Source organism: Paenibacillus sp. FSL F4-0236, from assembly GCF_038000135.1.
Taxonomy (GTDB): Bacteria; Bacillota; Bacilli; order Paenibacillales; family Paenibacillaceae; genus Paenibacillus_AQ.
This window is the reverse complement of sequence record NZ_JBBOBK010000001.1, coordinates 331,081-349,815: the sequence shown is the minus strand read 5'-3', so window position 1 is coordinate 349,815 and position 18,735 is coordinate 331,081. Positions and strand designations below refer to the sequence as shown.

Genomic DNA, 18,735 nt, shown 5'->3' with positions numbered 1-18,735 from the left:
GCCGCTTGTTTCGACCCTACCAAAGACCCATCGAAGGCTGGCTAAAGTCCCTTCAGAGCACCCTTACTCGTCCTTCAACCGCCGCTGATACAAAATGACAGACACTACTGTTAGCACAACTGTCCATGCCAAGGTAATGAGGAGGGGTTTTAATAAATCTCCCGTCGTAAAGCTTATATTGCTTATTTCTAAGAAATACACAAGTTGAGTGCTTGGTACGTACTCCAGCACTTTGAAGATAGGAAAATCATCCACTAGTAACGTTCCCCATGGTGCCCCAGTGAATACGAACATCACAGGAAGTATAGCTAAGGATGCTTCAAGCACCGTCTTGGAGAATAAACCACATATCGTTCCGAGTGCTGTGTATAGAATAATCGAAAGAATCAATGCTGACACAAACGCCCATATACTAGCTGGCTCATAACCAATTATGTACGTAACAATAGCCAAAACAACAGCAGACATTACAAAGACAAAAGTACTTTTACCGATTAAAACATCCATGGTCGTGGCCGGAGTCATCATTAATGATCTTAAAGTGTTATGCTCCTTTTCTTCCGCAAACAAGCATGCTTGTGCAAAGCAGGCTACTACCACAAACGAAAGATTAAGAACTATAGCGAAAACTCCAGGCACAGACGGGTCTACACGTCGAAAAAGAAGTGCAATGATAATTGGAAAAATCAACATAATGGAGATCGCATAATTGCGAGAAAACTCTTTGTAATCCTTCACAAATATCGCCTGGACACGTTTTAATGAGATACTCATAGTAACTCACTTCCTGTCATTTTAATAAAAATATCACCTAGACTTGGCTCTTTCGTTTCTAACCGGTCAATTAACCCTCGTCTCATCCAATCCGCGATTTGATCAGCCGTTCCCTCATCGATCGGGAGCTCGTAAGCTTCCCCATTGATTAATTCAACACAAACTACGTTCTCCCGGTGCTGTCGTTTAAGATCCTTCGGTGAGCCGATGGTTTGGATTTGTCCCTGATACAGAATCGCTACGCGGTTGCATATCAATTCTGCCTCAGCCATGTCATGCGTAGTTAAAAAAATCGTTGTCCCTTTGTCATTTAAGTAGCGTAAGCCTTTATAAATATGTGCTGAGTTTACCGGATCTAAAGCCGAAGTAGGTTCATCTAGAAATAATAGTTCGGGCTCATGGATAATCGCGCAGGCCAACATGACACGCTGACGCATCCCTTTCGATAAGAGATTGACTTTCTTTTTGCGCTCTCCGCTTAAGTTTACAAACTGCAGCACCTTATCGACCGCAGATCTGGGAAGATCATATAACTTACGATACAGCTCCAAATTTTCCTCAATCGATAACCTCTCATACAGACCACTGTTATCCGTCAAAATGCCGAAGCGCATCTTCTGTGCAGACTGCTGCATCATCTCCGCTGGCTGGTTAAATACATTTGCCTGTCCACTAGTTGGATTTAACTGCGCAGTTAATATCTTGATTAATGTCGTTTTTCCTGAACCGCTCGGCCCGAGGAAACCAAAAATTTCCCCTTTCGGAATTGAAAAGGACACATCTGCCAACGCATCTTTATTTCCAAATCTCTTACGGACACGTTCTACTTGGATAACATCCATTAACACCACTTCCTTAGCGTTGATGCCTTAAGCATATAAAGATTGCATGCTTCCAGCCATCAAAACCCGCCGAAATGTAGCTATTATCGCCTGAATAGTACCACAGAGTGCTTGCTTGGTTCGACATTACCCAGGAAATTAAATGTTCAGAAGTGCTTTTAATTCAGACAATTTTGAACGAGATAACGGAACCACAGCATCTTTACCTGTATTTAACCGCAAGCTGTAGCTATTCTTCGTCCATGTAATAATCTCTCTTACTTTTTGCAGATTAACGATGTAGGACCGATGACACCTAAAAAAACCGAAATTTAACAATCTTTGCTCGAGTTCGGTCAACGTCAAAGCACAGTTATAATTTTCCCCATCCACATGAACAAGGATCGAACCCTCTACACTTTCTATAAAATCGATTTCAGGCGGATTAAATAAAATTACTTTGTCATTTCTTTTGGTTGAGATCTTCTGCAAGGTTATATTGGTCTCGTCTTGTTTTCGTAATTCCTGCTTATCCTCTTCGATGTCCCGAATATCCAATGGATGAAATCCGGACTCGTTCAACCGATAAATGGTATCACAGGAAATAAGGACATCCTCTAAATTCGAAGTTAAAATCAATATCTGCTTTTCTTGCGAAAGATCATCCAGAATCCGTTTGAATTGACGACGATCCTGCTCTTCCAAGTAAAAATAAGGTTCCTCCAGTACAAGTGTAGGCTGATGCGCAAAAAAAACACGTAGCAAGGTCACATACATCCTTTTCGATGAGCTTAGATCCTTGATCCTCACCTTCCGTTCTTCTTTTAGAACAAAATAATCCATTAACAAAGCGGCACGCTCATTCCTCTCCGTTACTTGAATAAGAAAAGTAATTAGCTCTTCCACCGTTAAACGCATATACTCGCTTTGCCCAGCCCGAAATATATAATATTGAGAATGGTCCACTAATTGATTCATTAAAAGCTGCTTTCGCTTCAAGTCCGTTATAATGGCAACCGATTGGTTCAATGTCATATTTAATTCAATCTTCGGTAGTAATAATTCCCCGTCATAATACATTGGTTGAAATTGCATTCCGTCCTCCTGATCAGCGACACAAATTGGATATATAAAACAATTATAAAGTCAGGATACTTTTTTGTCAGTTTCTAACTAAAAACACAACAGCATGTCCTATCTAAACGTTCGTCCAGCCGTTCATGTTCATTCGATTCCTTTCACTTAACAAGTATAAGCGAGGAAAATGGGGGTCACTTTAAGACTATCTGTTATGCAAGAAGGGGCTCAGAATATGACATATGGAGAAATTCTATTTCGTACGGCAACGTCTTTCGTTGCTCTACTAGTTTTGACGCGTCTTCTCGGTAAAAAACAAGTCGGACATCTAACGTTTTTCAATTATGTAACAGGGATCACCTTCGGCTCCACCACTGCGGAAATTATCGTCAACAGACAAATCACGCTGCTGCAAGGAATATCTAGCTTGGTCTTATGGTCGCTCTTGGCGTTCAGCGTTGCATTGATCGGACTGCGCTCTGTCAAAGCACGTGAGATTCTCGACGGCCAACCTACGATTCTCATCAAACAAGGCAAGATTCTGGAAGAAGCATTAGCTAAGCAGCACCTCAACATCGACGATTTAAGCATGTTGCTTCGGAATAAGGATGTCTTCTCACCCGAAGAAGTCGAATTTGCAATTCTGGAACCTGACGGTAAACTTAGCGTGTTGATAAAAGAAGAACTGCTGCCTGCAACAAAAAAAGATATAAAAGTAAACGTTGCACCTATTCACAATATCCCAACTGAGCTTATCGTTGATGGTAAAATCGTAGAAAAGAATCTTAATAAAATAGATGTCTCCATTGTCTGGCTCAACCAACAATTAAAGAAAGCCAACATTCATTCTTTAGATCAAGTATTTTACGCAGAGCTCCAATTGGACGGGAGTCTGTATATCGACAAATACCAGGATACGAATCCATAAAAGACCCCCAAAGAGAACAGCCCCCAGACTGTTCTCTTTCGCTGTCTGCCTTAGAAGCAGGTGAACGAGCGAATCCGATTCAAATCAATACCGAAGTACCCCCAGAAGAGACCGAACCATCTGAACCCTGCAACAGAATTACGCCCGACGAATACCGGGAAGAACCAGAATTGCTCGCCGTTGTTCAGCCAAATGTATGTGTTGCGGAACAAACAGCCTCTGATCGCACCGGGGTCGATGGCAAATGCGGTGGCCGACATTTGCGGTACGAATTGCGGTGGAGGTGCCGTCGGCGCTTGAACGCCTCCCGGTGCAGCTCCTGGAGGTCCCGGAGTCCCAGGAAATCCACCTGGTCCACCCGGTCCTCCTGGTCCTCCTGGTCCACCCGGAAACCCTGGGAATTGGCCGCTTCCCGGCGTTGGAAAAAATCCCATATATGATCGCTCCTTTCAATGAGTAGGCACAATCATCATATGCATTCGCGGAAAGAGTGTTTGGGCGAATGCCAATAAATAATCCGCGCCCAGCCGAAGCTGAACAGTAATGAAATTAAGCCGCCTAAAAGCCTTTTTCACCTGCTTCGGCTCATAAATATGGACGAATATCCACTTATGCTGATTCCTAATTTGACTTAGAATTACCGTAGAAGATTGAAAAAGGCTGTGATTCTAATGTTAATCAAAAGAGACAAATGGTTGCAATATCGCATCCTTCGCAAAGGCTCCTTTCTCGCCGGACGGCTGCCAGAGACACAGTTGCTTAAGAAGAACGCATTAACGAATATGCTGCTTCACTATCAAAGCGTCGTATTGAAACCTCGCAACGGGAGTTACGGAAGGGATATCCTGTTCATTAAACGAAACGGTGCAAACGCCTATCGTATTCATAACGAAAAGAAAGCTTTCACCATGACAGACAGCGATAAGTTATTTAAATTGTTCCATAAAAAAAACAGAGGTCGTGGATATATTGTCCAAAGGCGTCTGCAGCTTGCCCAAATTCAACACAAGCCATTCGACATTCGGATAATGGTTCAACGACAAAAGAGCTCTTCATCCACTTGGAACGTGACAGGCTCATACGCGAAAGTTGCGGCGCAAGGATATCTAGTCACGAATGTGGCTAGCCGCACCATTCCAGTCCTTGAGGCACTCAAATTAGCCCGAATCGGAGATCGGAGCTTGCTTGTCAAAGCGGAACAGATCGCATTATTGGCAGCCACACAACTGGGTGAGCGTTACCCAAAGCTTAGACAAGTCGGGTTCGATATAGGCATCGACAGGAACTGCCGGATTTGGATCATTGAAGGCAATTATCAACCGGACTTACGCCCATTCCGGCTCTTGAAAGATTCCTCAATGCATCGCAGAATATTATGGTATAAGAAACATTAGAACGAAAAAAAAAAGACGACCAGCCTCTTATCTTTGGCCTGTCGTCTTTTCATGTTTGGTGCCTATCCTTGATAATCCCCCGCTTGCAATTTTACTTGCGTCTTTTGTTACTTACAACACGCGTCACTTGGAACTTATTTACCCCTACCTGTATAATGGCAAACTGGCTGTAAGAAGTGCCGGAAGACGTATAAGGTTCCGCTTGAATATTTCCACTCGGCGTTCTAACCGTTGCAGTGATTCTAGTCACCAAACAGACTCCACGGCTAGAAGCTTTCCAAGTCTCATCACGCTGAACATTATAATTGTCATCACTACATAAGATGGATGCATATTCAACTTTTCCAAATGCATTAAACGATGTGGAGTTAAAGATCTGTACGGGGTCATAACCGCCAGCTTTTCTATTTCCCATCCTCAAAACCTCCCTTATTATCGATATTATTCATTAAATGCAATTCCATCGTTTTGGTAAGGTATAAATGTGGACAAGATAAAAAAGTACGTTTATCCGATGGTCACAACCCCTTCTCTTTTACTTCTATTATCTTTTTACTAAACTGATATTTCACTGTAACATTCTCAATAATCTCAGTATTCTGGTAGGCAAGAGAACCTTCAAATACTAATGTATCATTGTCTTTCCACACCAGGTTATCAGCATAGCTATAATTCTCATGATCGGTGCGAATCCATGTATCTAATTCTTTTTGTGCACCATATTTGACTCTTGCAGATTCTATTAACTCTGGACTTGTCATTCCCTCTTCAATATTGCTAATTTGAACGAAATTACTTTTATTAGAGCATGTTACGATCGCAATTAACTTATGATTTGGAGAAGGGATAATTTTTGTAATATACATAGATGGTGCAGAAAAACTTAAATATTCTTTAAGCACATTGTCTTTTATTCTCCAAATGACATTTTGACTTCCATAATCCGAATAATTATTAAACAACGTAAATATCATACTTCCATCTGCTAGCTTAACAATATAAGGGCTCCGATAACTTTTCGACAAAATATCTACGGCAAAAGCAGCCGCATCAGCGATTTTTTGATTCTCATTTTTTATAAATGGCTGAAGTTCTTTTAACGCTTTTACTCTCAACGTGGGATCATTAAAGCTTTCTACCAGCCTATTAATAGCAATATATACATATTCATTATTATCACTTTTTAAAGCATGTAGAAATTTTTCCGCATCATATTGAGTAGCAGGCTCTAACTCCATGTCTTCAGCATTTAAATAACGTATGTAAGGCTCTGAATTTTGATTTTTATAATATTCTGTTGCTAATAAAGCTGAAGCAGTTGAACTATATAGGACAAGACAGGCAACCAAAATAACCCACTTTTTAGAAATTCCTTTTTTCCTTTTCTCTGTTCCATTGTGCCCAGCCGCTTCAATTAAGTTTTCATCAATGAGTCCGATCTCCTTAAATAAATCTTCTTTTTTCATAGGTTAACCCCCTCTTTGTCTAGATGAACTCGAAGTTTATTTCTTGTCCTAAATAATATGGATTTCACTTTACTACTACTCATATTAAATCTCATAGAAAGCTCATCTATTGAATAGGAATACCAGTACCTTCCAATAAATATGTTTCTCGCTTGCTCATCTATGCCATATAAAAATTGATTTATTAAGTTTGCGATCTCACCTTCTTCATACTCTGTTTCTACAGTATCAGGCGAAGCTAGACATTCTTCTAGTTCCGTTAGAATGACTTCAAACTCACGATTACGCTTTTTCGCTGTATTATAACCATACTTATCAAGCGCAATATTACGGGTGATCCTCCCTAAAAATACCGAAAAATTCCTAGGTAGATTGGGCGGTATCGCATTCCATGCCGCTAAGTATGTATCGTTCTCACACTCTTCAACATCCGAGAAATTCGAAATAATGTTTCTTGCAATGACTCTGCAGTAAGCCCCATATTTATTTTTAGTCTCTAAAATGGCTTGCTGTGAACGCTGTAAGTATAGGTGGATTATTCCTTGGTCTTCCATTCGTTTTTCTCCTTTTAAACACTCTTATCTATATAGTAGAGAATTCTTAGGATGGGTTGCACTTATATTAAAATTTACACCCATATATAAAAACAACCCCCTCCTAAACAAGGAAGGGGTCTTTGTAATAGATCTGCCTTTTGGTCATCTCTACAATCCAAAATGTTCTCTAACTAACCTAAATTGTTCTTCCACGCTCATACTTGGTATTCTTTCAACGGTTTTGATCCCCATTTTATTACAAGCAGTCTTAATCTCATTGGAGAACTTAACCATAGATTTGTTACCGTGTTTAATCGCTTCTTCTGGATTTATCGTGTAGGCGTTAATACAATCTAAAATCATCTTATGATCTTCTCTAAAGTAATATAATCTCTCTATCTCTTCGTCGGACGTATAAAAACAAACCATTCTCTCTTTTGGAATAAAAGGTAGTATACGCTCAGGCATTATTCCTAGATCAATTATTATTGGTTTATCATTAGGCATTGTTAACAAATCAATGATAAAGAAGTCCATCATCTCTTCGACGATTTGAAATAGCCATTGACAGTGCTCATCTACAGGTTTATTGAACCACTTATTCCAATCCAAATCAGAATTAGGAAATTGAAGGGCAGGGTATTCAACAGGACTAGTGAATGGTCTGTATTTTAAGACATCATCCCCCAATGTTTGAAAGCCTAGCTCCTCTACAAATTTCTTGGTCATGGTAGTCTTCCCAGCACAAGGCCCCCCATTAAGCCAGTAAACATGTTTTAATTGTTCCTTCAAATAATTATTATTTATCTTCATCCGGTACACCCCATATGATTTGTGTAGTATCTTACTTTAACACGTTGGTTTCGGAGAGGTGGCGGATTCTTATCTTCCTATAACAGTGAAAACACATCGAAATTCTCCTTTCTTGGCACAAGTAGTTATATTCTACGAGTGGGGTAAAATTCCCTATCACTTTATCTTTAATACGATCTTTCCTTTTGCCCTGCCCAATTCAGAATACTCCATCGCCTTCTGAGCTTCTTCGAAAGAGAATATTTGATCAATTACAGGCTTTATTCTCCCTGCTTCTATAAGCTCCGAAATGATCTCCAGTTGTCTGCCGCTAGGTTTCATGAACAAGAAGCTGTATTTGACATTATATTGCTTTTCTAATTTTGTTAGCTTACGAGTAACCAATCGAAAAAGACTCGTTTTTATAAAACCAGACCCATATTCAACTCCGAAGCGTGCATTGGGCAGCCCAGAAACCGATACAATTTGTCCGCCTGGTTTGACTATTTTAAAAGCCTTTTCTAATGTCTCTCCGCCAATCGTATCAAATACTCCATCATAATTTTGTAAGACCTTATCAAATTGTTCTGTTTTATAATTGATTATTTGATCGGCCCCAAGAGATTTGACCAGATTAGCTCCAGCATCGCTAGTAGTTGTAACTACATAAACTCCCATCGCTTTAGCAAGCTGGATAGCAAAGGTCCCAACGCCGCCCGAACCAGCTTGAATCAATACCTTTTGCCCTGCCGATAGCTGTAATATATCATGTAATGCTTGATAGGATGTAAGCCCGACTAATGGGATTGACGCCGCTTCCTCAAAAGAAAGATTTTGTGGCTTTAAGGCTATATCGTCCTCATGTATGGATATATATTCTGCGAAGGTTCCAATTCTATTTTTTCTTGGCCGTCCATATATTGCATCGCCTATTTTGAATTTAGTTACTTTATTTCCTACTTTGGTGACTATACCTGAAAAATCATTTCCTAACACAAGCGGCATATCGTATTTCAACAACATACGAGTTTTGCCATCCCGCACCTTGAAATCGATAGGATTAATACTCGCTGCATGGATTTCTGCCAACACATCATAATCACCTACTGAAGGTGTTGGAATGTCTGCCATTAGAAGAGGACTTTTCCCGTATTTTTCAATGATCATCGCTTTCATTAAGAAACCTCCAATTCTAATAATATTGTTCCATAAATTCATCGAGATGGTTTATAAGATTTTTTAACACTCCTAATTTTGTTCTAACATCCATAAAATAATAATTTTTAGAGCCTTCTTTCCTCACCATTATAATTCCGGCTTCTCTTAAGATTCTTAGATGATGGGAGACAGCAGGTCGTGATAGATGCGTTTTTTCAGTAATCTCACCTACGCGTAACCCGTCCGTACAGGTAGTCTCCATAAGTACAGTAATAATAGATTGTCTTGTCTCATTACCAATAGCTAAAAAGACCTTCTGGCACATCTTGAAATCGTCTTTGATGACTTCGACTTGTTGCTGTTTATTAATGATTCTCACCGCTTTCGTTTCGTTCAATCGTTTAACTTAGTGAACCATTTGCTGACGAGTATGTCATAACAAGATATGCTCCGCAACCTTGAGAAAGAAAATCGAGATCACAAGTAAATTTTTTACATCCCCTCGCCTCCAACCCTCAGAGGAGAATTGTCGATAGATCTCAAATCGCCCTTCTTATAAATTGAACCAACGTCCTACCAAGTTAACCTGATAGGTTAATTCGCTTAACCAAGCGGTCATTGTGGATATTTTATACAAAAAGTTATACTGCAATTGACTAGTCGAAATGATACAAATTGGAGGTTATACAAATGAATGTTGAGATAGGAAAAAAAATAAAGACTCTTCGTTTACAAAAAGAAATGACTCAGGAAGAACTAGCAGCAAAACTGAATCTGTCATCCCAAGCAGTATCTAAGTGGGAAAATAATGTAACCATGCCTGATATTCAAATTCTTCCTGATTTATCCGTGATTTTTGGTGTTACAATTGATGAATTATTTGCATTAACCGATGATACCCATTTAGAACGAATTGGAAATATGATTAGTACTGAACATTTTATATCCGAAGACGATTTTAACTATGCTGAACAATTTTTAAAAGGAAAAATAAATGATGCGCAAAAAAAATCCCCATCCCTCACCTTGCTAGCTCAGTTACACATTCATCGTTCAGATGAGCACCGTGAATTGGCTTCCCATTATGCTAAGGATGCACTGCTATTAGCTCCGGACAGCAAAAGTAATCATAATGCCTTGCGAGATGCGGAGAATGGAATCATTTTTGATTGGAACTTTTCAAATCACCATAAACTCATTGCGTATTATAAGAATTTCGTGCCGAATCACCCGGATTACTGGCAGGCTTATGTTTGGCTTATGAACTACTTAATCGCAGACGGCAGATGTATTGAAGCAAAAGAAATTCTGGAACAATTGAACCAAATCCATCCTGGTCATTTATATCAAAAATATGGAGGGCTGATATGCAAGGAAGAGGGCGACCTTTCTCAGGCGCTGGATCTCTGGGAGCAAATGACTGATTTGTATCCTGAGGATTGGCTTGCATGGTCCTCCAGAGGAGACTGTATGGCTAAACTTTGCAGGTACGACGAAGCCATAGAATACTATTCCAAAGGTTACGAACTACAGCCAAGTCCAAAGTATACAGATGCATTTGAAGCCATTTCTCATATATATATAATAAAAGGGGAATATGATAAGTCTATTGAAAAGCATCACGAAATAATTGAGCTGCTAGAAAGGGACTGGAGAGTCACAGAGGGTAAGACCGTTGATTTTTATAAGAGAGAAATAGAAAATTTAAAGATAATGTTGAATAACTAAACCTAACATTTATAAAAATACCAAATAACATGGACGACTGGCCCTTTCCGCCAAAACGGCGGAGGGGGCTTTTTCTTTCAGTAAGCAACACTGCCCCACCAGATACTACATTATTTTGTGAACCCAGAATGCTTGGAGAATCCCGTGTGTGCTGATTTGCCCAAGCGGTTCAGTCCCTGGATATCTTAGGTTTACTTTCGTTGTAACCTTCTAGCTGCCTACCCGATCTAATATTTAAGTAACGTTACGAACATCCTAAGACTTTTAGTCAAGAAAGCAGGTAAATCTTTGCATATTAATCCTATTGTCGTCAAAGCCAAAGCTGGGGACTCTGAAGCATTCGTGCAGCTGATGCAAGAGATAGAGTTACCTCTGTATAGAACTGCAAGGTCCATCGTCAACAAAGACGAGGATTGTGCAGATGCCCTGCAAGAGACGATGCTTAAAGCCTTTAGGTCCATCCATACACTTAAAGAGCCCGCTTTTTTCAAAACGTGGATCTTCCGGATTCTGATTAATGAATGCAACAAAATGATCAAAAACAACGCAAGAGCCCTCCCTTATGGAGAGCTTCCCGAAGTCCCTTCCATTTCCAAGGATTATGAGAAAATCGAAATATGGGATGCCGTTCAACATCTTGAGGAGAATCTACGGATTGTCATTCACCTTCATTACCTACAGGACATGCCGATCAGTCAAATTTCCGACATTCTCGAAATTTCTACGGTAGCCGTGAAGACCCGGCTGCATCGCGCCCGCAAAAAGCTAAAACATTCATCTCAATTCAATCAAGAAATGGAGTTGCCACATGGTAAACACTAAGTTAGAAGAACAATTAAAAAACTGCCAAAGCCTACTTCCCGATCAGTTATCCGATATTGCCCGCTCCAAGCTGAATGAGACTTACCAAATCATCAGGGAAACCGATAATTCCATTTCCCCCGTTCAGAAAAAGAAAAATGTATCTAAAACTTTTAATAAATGGTTGATTTCCACTGCAGCCGCTGCAATTCTTGGAGTTACAGTCCTTGCTTCCGGCTTTGTATCGCCCGCAATGGCTGATGCACTCAAGCAAATTCCGTTTTTGGGACAAATCTATTCATTATGGGGCGAAAACAACGGAGATCCCGGTGTTCAACAAGCCGAGGATTTCATCACAAACATAAACCAAAGCGTGACCCATGGCGATGTGACTATGAATATTCCAACATTGTTATTTGACGGGACCCGAATTCTTATGAACATAACCACTCCTGGAAACCGTCTGGCTTCGGAGCCCAATTCGCCGCCTTCAGATGCCAATAAAGGGGCAGTGGATAAGTTTGAGGTTCTCTATAAAGGCCAACCTCTGCTCTGGAGTTACGAACACATGGATGCTGAGACTGCTTCCAGCATAATGGTTCAGGTTTTGAACACTTATTATGAGCCGAGCACAACAACACAGACGGTCCAGTTCCCTGATCAGTTTGACTTGACTGTAAATGTAACGTTAAAGGGTTACGATGTCCCGTTCGAATTCGTTCTGCCTGTTACAAAATCAACGCCCGTTACCGTACTAACTTCAGAGGAGACCATGCATCACGATAACATTAACTTGCAGATCAGTAAGGTGGAAATCACCCCAATCACAACGCAGTTATCCATTGAGTACAAAACCAAACCGGGCCAGAGCGTAGAAGAAATGCTCGCTTCTATCCCTTCGAGATATAAGGGGGCTAACGGGGGCGTCATCGCTCTTCAATTTGACATTGTGGATGAACGCGGCGTTCAACTGAAGCCCATCGGTGCTCACCCCTTAAGCGAATCTTATAATGTTCGTTTTGAACCCTTCAAGACTATACCGAGTACCGTAACCATTAAACCGTACTTAGTCGTTTCCGAAGGTCAAGCCCCAGCTGGGACTAAAGGACTGTGGGAAGACAACAATATGGTCAAGGAATATATCCCTGAGCTGGAGACTGTACTTTCGGTGCAATAGTCATTTGTAAAAGGGTCCTTATTTTCTAGGATGAAAAAGGTATGCAAAACTACAAAAGACGAAGCCATAATAGGCTTCGTCTTTATATTTAGATGGCTTCAGGTAGATTCATCCTTTGTGATAGCCATACGTTTGCCCTCCTAAAAGCGTGAATGACGTTTCCTATGACGTGATGCGGAATCCGACGGATTGCTGCTGCAGCTTCCAGAGACGGTCGTACAATCCACCTCGTAATAGTAGAGCTTCATGTCGTCCCTGCTCCACCAGTCGGCCATCTTCCAGCACAATAATGTTGTCTGCACCGCGTATGGTTTTGAGCCGATGCGCGATAACAATAACGGTTCTGCCCGTAATCAGCGCATCAATTCCCTTCTGGATTTCGGCTTCATTCTGCGGGTCAAGCGATGCAGTAGCCTCATCCAGCAATACAATCGGAGCGTTCTTAAGAATCGCACGAGCAATGGAGATCCGCTGCTTCTCCCCTCCGGAAAGCGTACTGCCACCCTCGCCTACCGGCGTGTCATAACCTAGCGGTAATTTCATAATGAAATCATGGCAACGGGCCATTTCTGCTGCTTGTTGAATATCCTGCTGCGACGCGCCCGGCCGCCCAAAGGCAATATTGTTTCCAATGGTATCTTGGAACAGGTACACATCCTGAAACACAACCGACACAGACCCTAGCAAATGTTCTGGATCAATATCTTTAATATTGCGTCCGCCTAGCAGAACACTTCCCTCGTCAGGATCATAGAAACGCGAGATCAAACGCAGCACTGTACTCTTTCCGCTGCCGGAGGGACCCACGATTGCAGTCAATGAACCTTGCGGCATTTCTATGCTTAATTGTTTGAGAACAGGCTCACCTCCATAGCTGAAGGTAACATTGTCAAAGCGAATGGTACTGCTATCGGGAAGTGGAGCTGTAGTCCCTGTCATTACCGGCTGGCGAAGCAGGTCTACGATGCGTTCACCCGCTTGTTCGTTGTACCGGAATTCAGCATAGTTGGCGAGCGCCGTCGTCAGTGGATCATAGATGCGTGTGCCGACAATAAGGAATACCGCCAGCTGCAAAATACCGAGCTCCCCGCCTAACAATAGATGCACACCTACGTATACCATTAAGGTCAGACCCGCACGAAGAAGAGCCATAGCCGTTAGAATGACCGGTCCGAATATCCCTTCAAGCTTCACACTTTCCTTCATCAAAGTTCGAAAAGAGCTATCCAGACGGACAAAGCGTTCTCCCGTCAGGTTGTAGGCTTTCATCACCCGAATACCATTCAAATACTCCTGTAGCCGATTCGCGGCGTTCAATTTCGCTTTCATATGATTCGTCCCTAATCTGCGCCGCAGTCTGCCTGACAGGTACATAATTAGGAGGGCAACCGGCAGTGCCACGAACATGGAAAGCGCCATCCGCCAGTCGAGGAATAGTAAACCCGCAAGTGCAAATATCGGCAGTACAAAAGCCCCTGCAAGCTGTGGCAGCAGATGTGAAATTCCTGTCTCAACCAGCGTGAAATCGCCCATCATCATATTGGCCAAATCACCAGGATCCCGGCGCGTCAGGTAGCCTAGCGGAAGCTTACGCAGATGTTCTGCTAATTCCGCCCGTCCCTGTGCCGCAACATTGTAAGCCCCGCGGTATGCAGTGCGGTAAGCGGGGATCTCGCTCAGGAACATCAGTACCATGACAGCGGCTAGTCCCGCGCAAATCCAACAAAGCCGTTCTATCTGAAGCTCTGCACCCACCGTAATATAAGGAGCAAAAATCAACCGCACCGCCTCAATTACAAGCGCAAACGGAAGCACACTAACTATGTTAGCCAGTAAGGAAAAAAGTACAGGCTTCAGCAGCTGCTGCGGTTTGCCAGCAGTAATATTGTGCAATACCTTCATAGCTGTTCCCCTCCTTTTTCCAAATGCCAATCTCCAGCGTCACTGTAGGCATGCCACATTTGAGTGTAAAGTCCATCGAGATCAATCAAACTATCGTGATCTCCGCGCTCCACGATTTGCCCATCTCGCAGTACCAGAATTTGTGCGGCTTCACGAATAGAGGAGAGTCTGTGAGCAATAACAATAACCGTCTTCCCGCGCATAAGCTCCGTTAGTGCCAGCTGCATGTGATGCTCATTTTCCGGGTCGGCAAAAGCAGTCGCTTCGTCGAGGACAAGTACCGGCGCATTTTTGAGGATGGCCCGGGCTACCGCAATACGCTGCTCTTCACCGCCGGAGAGATAGACACCACCTTCACCGATTAACGTATCGTACCCCTGCGGAAGCCGAGAGATGAACTCGTCGCATTGCGCAGCTCTTGCTGCAGCCTGGACTTCATCCAGCGAGGCTTCCGGTTTGCCGACGGCAATATTTTCATACAAAGTGTCATAGAACAGGAAGGTCTCCTGAAATACAAAGGCAACTGTATTCATCAGTTCATGAATCGCCATATGACGGATATCCACTCCACCGATACGGATCACACCCTCCTGCGGATCCCAGAACCGCGGCACCAAGCTGGCCACCGTCGATTTACCTGAACCTGACGGTCCAACCAGCGCTGTAACCTTCCCTTGTTCTGCCCGGAAAGAGACCTCGCTGAGCGCAGCCGCAGCCCCCTCTTCTTCACTGTAGGAGAAGGTTACGTCCATAAATTCAACGTTGAAAGCTTGCGGTGATAGCGGCTTTGCTATTTCTGGTACAGGCTGCTGTGCCAAAAGACGATCCATCCGCTCTACGCCTTCGCCGATATCCCGAGTGCTCGAAGCCAGCATAAGCAGTTTATAGAGCGGAGATGATACGCCTGGTGCCATAATTAGAAAGAACAGCAGCACAAGCGCAAAGGACATGGAGTCCGGCTGGCCGCTTAGCATAAAAACACCCACCGGTAAAATAAAGGTAAACGAGGAGGCCAGCAATGTTTTGAACAGAACATAACCTGACTGATAACGGTCCGTAAACTCCAGACAATAATCACGGTATCTGGTCATATCACTGTAGAACTTTCGGAAGGAATGCACCGTCTGCCCGAACACCTTCACCGCTGGCATCCCCCGCACATACTGCACCGCCGAAGCATTGATCTGCTCCAAAGAATCATGATACTGCTTCACACTGGTTTTCCCCTTACTGCTCATCATAAGTGCTGACTGCACAACCATTCCTATGAGGATCGGTAGAAGACAGGCAACAGCTAACGGCGGACTCAGCCAGAACATCGCCACAATCATCAGCACCGTAGACGCCAGCGCGCTGACCAAATCTGGGAGCTGATGCGCTACGAAATTTTCCACCTTGTCAACATTCTGTTCCAGCGTCTTCTTCACTGCGCCGGTCGAAGTTCCATTCAGGAATCCGAGCGGCAATCTGCCCAGATGTTCGGTCATTCGCACACGCAGATTATACTGAATACGAAAAGCCGCAATATGCGAACACATAATACCGCAATATGAGGTCACCAACCCTCCAACCAAGCCGCCGAGTGCAATCCATCCCCAGCGGATCATTGCATCACCGTCAACCTGTCCAGGAGATGCTGCATGCCGCAGTAGCTCGGCCAATATGAAATAAACAGACAAAAATGGTACCAGCATTAGCACGGCGCTGACAGATGACAATACGCCAGACAGGATCAGCAGGCCCCGCTTCTCTCCGGCAATCTCCAGCAGTCTCGACATGCCAGTTTTGGTTTTACTCACAGCTGTTCCCCCACTCTTTATAATTACGCACAAAAAAAGTACACTGAGAATGATTCTCTGTGCACTAGTGTATAGGAACGCTCTTCATAGTTGCTACCATTTCCGGGATTATAATCAACCAAATCAGGAGCATCTGTTTTCGATGTGAGCTTACATCCTTGTTCCTAAAGAACGCTGTCTACCACTGATCAGATACTCTCCAGGACGCACACCGAATTTTTTACGAAAGGCTGCTGAGAAATGGCTGACATTCACGTATCCGACTCTGGATGCCGCTTCACTTACCGTCATATTTCCATGTTCTAGCAGCTGCTGTGCCCTTTGCATCCGTTGTTCGATCACATAGGCATGGACAGTATAACCGAACATTTCCTTAAAGCCCTTCTTCAATTTGAACTCATTAAGGCAAATAATGCGAGAGAGCCCTGCTAGCGTCGGTGGATGTAAATAATCACGTTGCAGAATTTCCTTGGCTAGTCGCAGGCTCTCCATATCGTCTCTAGATAGCTTGACCGTGTGGGAAATCCGATCAGCTTCAAATAAAGATTCATTGAGATAGACAGCCATTAGCTCCAGCATTTTCCCCTCCAGATAGAGGTCCCGCATACCATGACTATAGGAACAATCCGCAATTTGAGACAGAATGAGTCGGATAGATGGTGTGATAGCGTTTTTGCCAAAAAACAACCCAGCTCCTCCTCCGGCTTGGAGCCGTGTATCCTCGGTCAGTCCGCTGGTCATCCGCTCAAATTGTGCCGGACTCATATCTATGCTGAGGAATCTGTAGCCCGCTCCGCTATGGTATATACAATTTTCACTTCTTACTCCGCCGTGAAGCAGCACACTTTCTCCTGTATCTATGGCAAAATAGTCCTGCTTCAGCGAGGTCCCCCATTCAATTCCATGTCCCATACAGAATATCAGCTCCGTACGAGGTGTTCTAAACTCGCCCTTCGCTTCAATATCCCGATTAAATTGGAGATCAAAATCCGTCATTTGAAGATAACGCTGAGTAAGCAGGCTCCGGCAGCTACCCTTCCCTAGCTCGACCGGTGGTTTTATCTCAAAGTGGCTTCCGTCCAACTGGTAAGTAATATTAAACCCTTCGCATCTAAGCGTCTTATGGGCATCAATCGTTTCCGCTTCATTCAGACCATCGCTACGCTTCATGCTCATCCCTACTTCCCCTTACTTTGAATTCATTATATATGTATTGAGAATGATTATCAATTGAATGTTCTTTTAGCAAATATGCATAAACAATAAAAAACCTTCCCACCCCTAAAAGTGAAGAAGGCTTAAACGCGTCACTTCTGAAGACATGGCCAGCTATATTTTCAGCTCCATAACCACCTGTGAACGGCCTTTAACGTTTAGTTTTTACATTACATTGGTGGTGGGGGGGAAGGTGAGATGCATCCGATTGTTCACCAATTAAAATTGCTAATCCCTCCAATCGTTCAATTAGCAATGGAATCGCTACTTCAATCCAAAACTCCAGACAAACATGCCCACTGGACATACCACCATGACTGTATTTCTCACAATAGATTTGTTTATCTAAATCACCTAAGCTACTTCCTGTTAATTCCTCAAATGCGTATTTGAATATCTCTGCAAACTCCTCACCTGTACATGGATAATTCACTTCCTGAAAGTACCTCTCTAGCTCATCCCAAAGATATGGATCCCCTCTTAATCCCCACCTTTTTGGTCGCTCATTAAAAATAACTGATACTGTCTTTAGCATCCCCAGCCTCCGCCGCTTTCGAATTGGTCAACTATAACTTAACTCTATGAAACAAGTTAGAATTTCCGATATATCGTACTTACTTAATCTGTGTAAACAGTACTACTGTATCATTTTTAACCGCCAATTGTTCCAAATCCAATTATAATGTTTCTGACTATAATTAGATGATTTCAGACTGGCCAATTACTTAAAACTATTTAAAAATTCGATTAATATAGGGAGAAGATATAAATGATATTTTTTTCAGAAAATTCAAAAATACCAGATAAATATGCAGACTTTTTGAATAAGATTGCAACTTTCTTTGGGGAAGAAGAGAATTTCAAAGGTATAGTAAACGACACTATGGAAATCTTAAGACTGTCGTTTAAGGATGATATTTCCGATGCAGAATTGTTAAAGCGCGCAAGTCTTAATGGTATCATTAATGATCCGGATGTCTTTATGGAAATGATAAGTGACAATCCTGATAAAACCAAAATAAAAACAGTTTATATGGAAGAACTTAATGCTTTGTATTACACGATAAATGACATTTTCAGAACACTATGAGCAAAGAAAGAAGACATTCACCCGTATTTCGGAGATGAATGTCTTCTAACCCAATCTGCATTGCACTGTGTTCTGCC

Annotated in this window: 20 protein-coding genes; 6 read left to right on the top strand and 14 right to left on the bottom strand. The window is 42.5% G+C overall.

What is annotated here, in order from left to right; genetic code table 11:
- Positions 1-63 precede the first annotated feature (63 nt).
- From NSQ29_RS01690 to NSQ29_RS01680, 3 genes are all read right to left on the bottom strand, one after another.
- Positions 64-774, bottom strand: coding sequence for an ABC transporter permease (locus tag NSQ29_RS01690; RefSeq protein ID WP_341124231.1), 711 nt, complete (start codon positions 772-774; stop codon positions 64-66).
- Positions 771-1,616, bottom strand: coding sequence for an ABC transporter ATP-binding protein (locus NSQ29_RS01685; protein ID WP_341124230.1), 846 nt, complete (start codon positions 1,614-1,616; stop codon positions 771-773). Before NSQ29_RS01685 ends, NSQ29_RS01690 begins: the two co-directional genes overlap by 4 nt.
- A gap of 138 nt (positions 1,617-1,754) precedes the next feature.
- Complete coding sequence (locus NSQ29_RS01680; RefSeq protein ID WP_341124229.1) at positions 1,755-2,690, bottom strand: LytTR family transcriptional regulator DNA-binding domain-containing protein; 936 nt, start codon at positions 2,688-2,690, stop codon at positions 1,755-1,757.
- Positions 2,691-2,907: 217 nt separating this feature from the next.
- On the opposite strand from NSQ29_RS01680, the gene NSQ29_RS01675 reads away from it, so the two are divergent.
- Entirely contained in the window at positions 2,908-3,600 is a 693-nt protein-coding gene (locus NSQ29_RS01675) for a DUF421 domain-containing protein (protein ID WP_341124228.1), read from the top strand.
- 50 nt (positions 3,601-3,650) lie between these two features.
- On the opposite strand, the gene NSQ29_RS01670 is transcribed toward NSQ29_RS01675, so the two are convergent.
- Positions 3,651-4,034, bottom strand: a complete 384-nt coding sequence (locus NSQ29_RS01670; RefSeq protein ID WP_339266909.1) for a collagen-like protein — start codon at positions 4,032-4,034, stop codon at positions 3,651-3,653.
- Positions 4,035-4,271: 237 nt separating this feature from the next.
- Between NSQ29_RS01670 and NSQ29_RS01665 the strand changes: the two genes are divergently transcribed.
- Positions 4,272-4,994 (top strand): YheC/YheD family protein, encoded by a 723-nt coding sequence (locus NSQ29_RS01665; protein WP_341124227.1) that lies wholly within the window; start codon positions 4,272-4,274, stop codon positions 4,992-4,994.
- 91 nt (positions 4,995-5,085) lie between these two features.
- On the opposite strand, the gene NSQ29_RS01660 is transcribed toward NSQ29_RS01665, so the two are convergent.
- The 6 genes from NSQ29_RS01660 to NSQ29_RS01635 form a co-directional block, all read right to left on the bottom strand.
- Positions 5,086-5,409: a hypothetical protein gene (locus tag NSQ29_RS01660; RefSeq protein ID WP_076300430.1), complete on the bottom strand. Its 324-nt coding sequence runs from the start codon at positions 5,407-5,409 to the stop codon at positions 5,086-5,088.
- A gap of 103 nt (positions 5,410-5,512) precedes the next feature.
- Entirely contained in the window at positions 5,513-6,460 is a 948-nt protein-coding gene (locus NSQ29_RS01655) for a hypothetical protein (protein WP_341124225.1), read from the bottom strand.
- Positions 6,457-7,014 carry an RNA polymerase sigma factor gene (locus tag NSQ29_RS01650; RefSeq protein WP_076300428.1) on the bottom strand — a complete coding sequence of 186 codons (558 nt, stop codon included), beginning with the start codon at positions 7,012-7,014 and terminating at the stop codon, positions 6,457-6,459. Before NSQ29_RS01650 ends, NSQ29_RS01655 begins: the two co-directional genes overlap by 4 nt.
- Before the next feature lie 150 nt (positions 7,015-7,164).
- The gene (locus tag NSQ29_RS01645) at positions 7,165-7,809 is read right to left on the bottom strand and encodes a hypothetical protein (protein ID WP_341124223.1); all 645 of its coding nucleotides are present in this window, start codon (positions 7,807-7,809) and stop codon (positions 7,165-7,167) included.
- 156 nt (positions 7,810-7,965) lie between these two features.
- Positions 7,966-8,964 carry an NADP-dependent oxidoreductase gene (locus NSQ29_RS01640; RefSeq protein WP_341124222.1) on the bottom strand — a complete coding sequence of 333 codons (999 nt, stop codon included), beginning with the start codon at positions 8,962-8,964 and terminating at the stop codon, positions 7,966-7,968.
- Between the two features lie 16 nt (positions 8,965-8,980).
- Positions 8,981-9,271 (bottom strand): ArsR/SmtB family transcription factor, encoded by a 291-nt coding sequence (locus tag NSQ29_RS01635; protein ID WP_445739183.1) that lies wholly within the window; start codon positions 9,269-9,271, stop codon positions 8,981-8,983.
- Positions 9,272-9,636: 365 nt separating this feature from the next.
- Between NSQ29_RS01635 and NSQ29_RS01630 the strand changes: the two genes are divergently transcribed.
- From NSQ29_RS01630 to NSQ29_RS01620, 3 genes are all read left to right on the top strand, one after another.
- Entirely contained in the window at positions 9,637-10,674 is a 1,038-nt protein-coding gene (locus tag NSQ29_RS01630) for a helix-turn-helix domain-containing protein (protein ID WP_341124221.1), read from the top strand.
- Between the two features lie 288 nt (positions 10,675-10,962).
- Positions 10,963-11,496, top strand: a complete 534-nt coding sequence (locus NSQ29_RS01625; protein ID WP_339266920.1) for an RNA polymerase sigma factor — start codon at positions 10,963-10,965, stop codon at positions 11,494-11,496.
- Complete coding sequence (locus NSQ29_RS01620) at positions 11,483-12,652, top strand: DUF4179 domain-containing protein (protein WP_341124220.1); 1,170 nt, start codon at positions 11,483-11,485, stop codon at positions 12,650-12,652. The genes NSQ29_RS01625 and NSQ29_RS01620 overlap by 14 nt, the downstream gene beginning before the upstream one ends.
- Before the next feature lie 162 nt (positions 12,653-12,814).
- Here NSQ29_RS01620 and NSQ29_RS01615 read toward each other — a convergent pair whose 3' ends face one another.
- The 4 genes from NSQ29_RS01615 to NSQ29_RS01600 form a co-directional block, all read right to left on the bottom strand.
- Complete coding sequence (locus tag NSQ29_RS01615; RefSeq protein ID WP_341124219.1) at positions 12,815-14,554, bottom strand: ABC transporter ATP-binding protein; 1,740 nt, start codon at positions 14,552-14,554, stop codon at positions 12,815-12,817.
- Positions 14,551-16,332 carry an ABC transporter ATP-binding protein gene (locus NSQ29_RS01610; RefSeq protein ID WP_341126713.1) on the bottom strand — a complete coding sequence of 594 codons (1,782 nt, stop codon included), beginning with the start codon at positions 16,330-16,332 and terminating at the stop codon, positions 14,551-14,553. The genes NSQ29_RS01615 and NSQ29_RS01610 overlap by 4 nt, the downstream gene beginning before the upstream one ends.
- A 171-nt stretch (positions 16,333-16,503) precedes the next feature.
- Entirely contained in the window at positions 16,504-17,529 is a 1,026-nt protein-coding gene (locus NSQ29_RS01605; protein WP_341124218.1) for a helix-turn-helix transcriptional regulator, read from the bottom strand.
- Between the two features lie 190 nt (positions 17,530-17,719).
- Positions 17,720-18,103 carry a hypothetical protein gene (locus tag NSQ29_RS01600; protein ID WP_341124217.1) on the bottom strand — a complete coding sequence of 128 codons (384 nt, stop codon included), beginning with the start codon at positions 18,101-18,103 and terminating at the stop codon, positions 17,720-17,722.
- Between the two features lie 234 nt (positions 18,104-18,337).
- Between NSQ29_RS01600 and NSQ29_RS01595 the strand changes: the two genes are divergently transcribed.
- Complete coding sequence (locus NSQ29_RS01595; protein WP_042191436.1) at positions 18,338-18,658, top strand: hypothetical protein; 321 nt, start codon at positions 18,338-18,340, stop codon at positions 18,656-18,658.
- Positions 18,659-18,735: the final 77 nt, after the last annotated feature.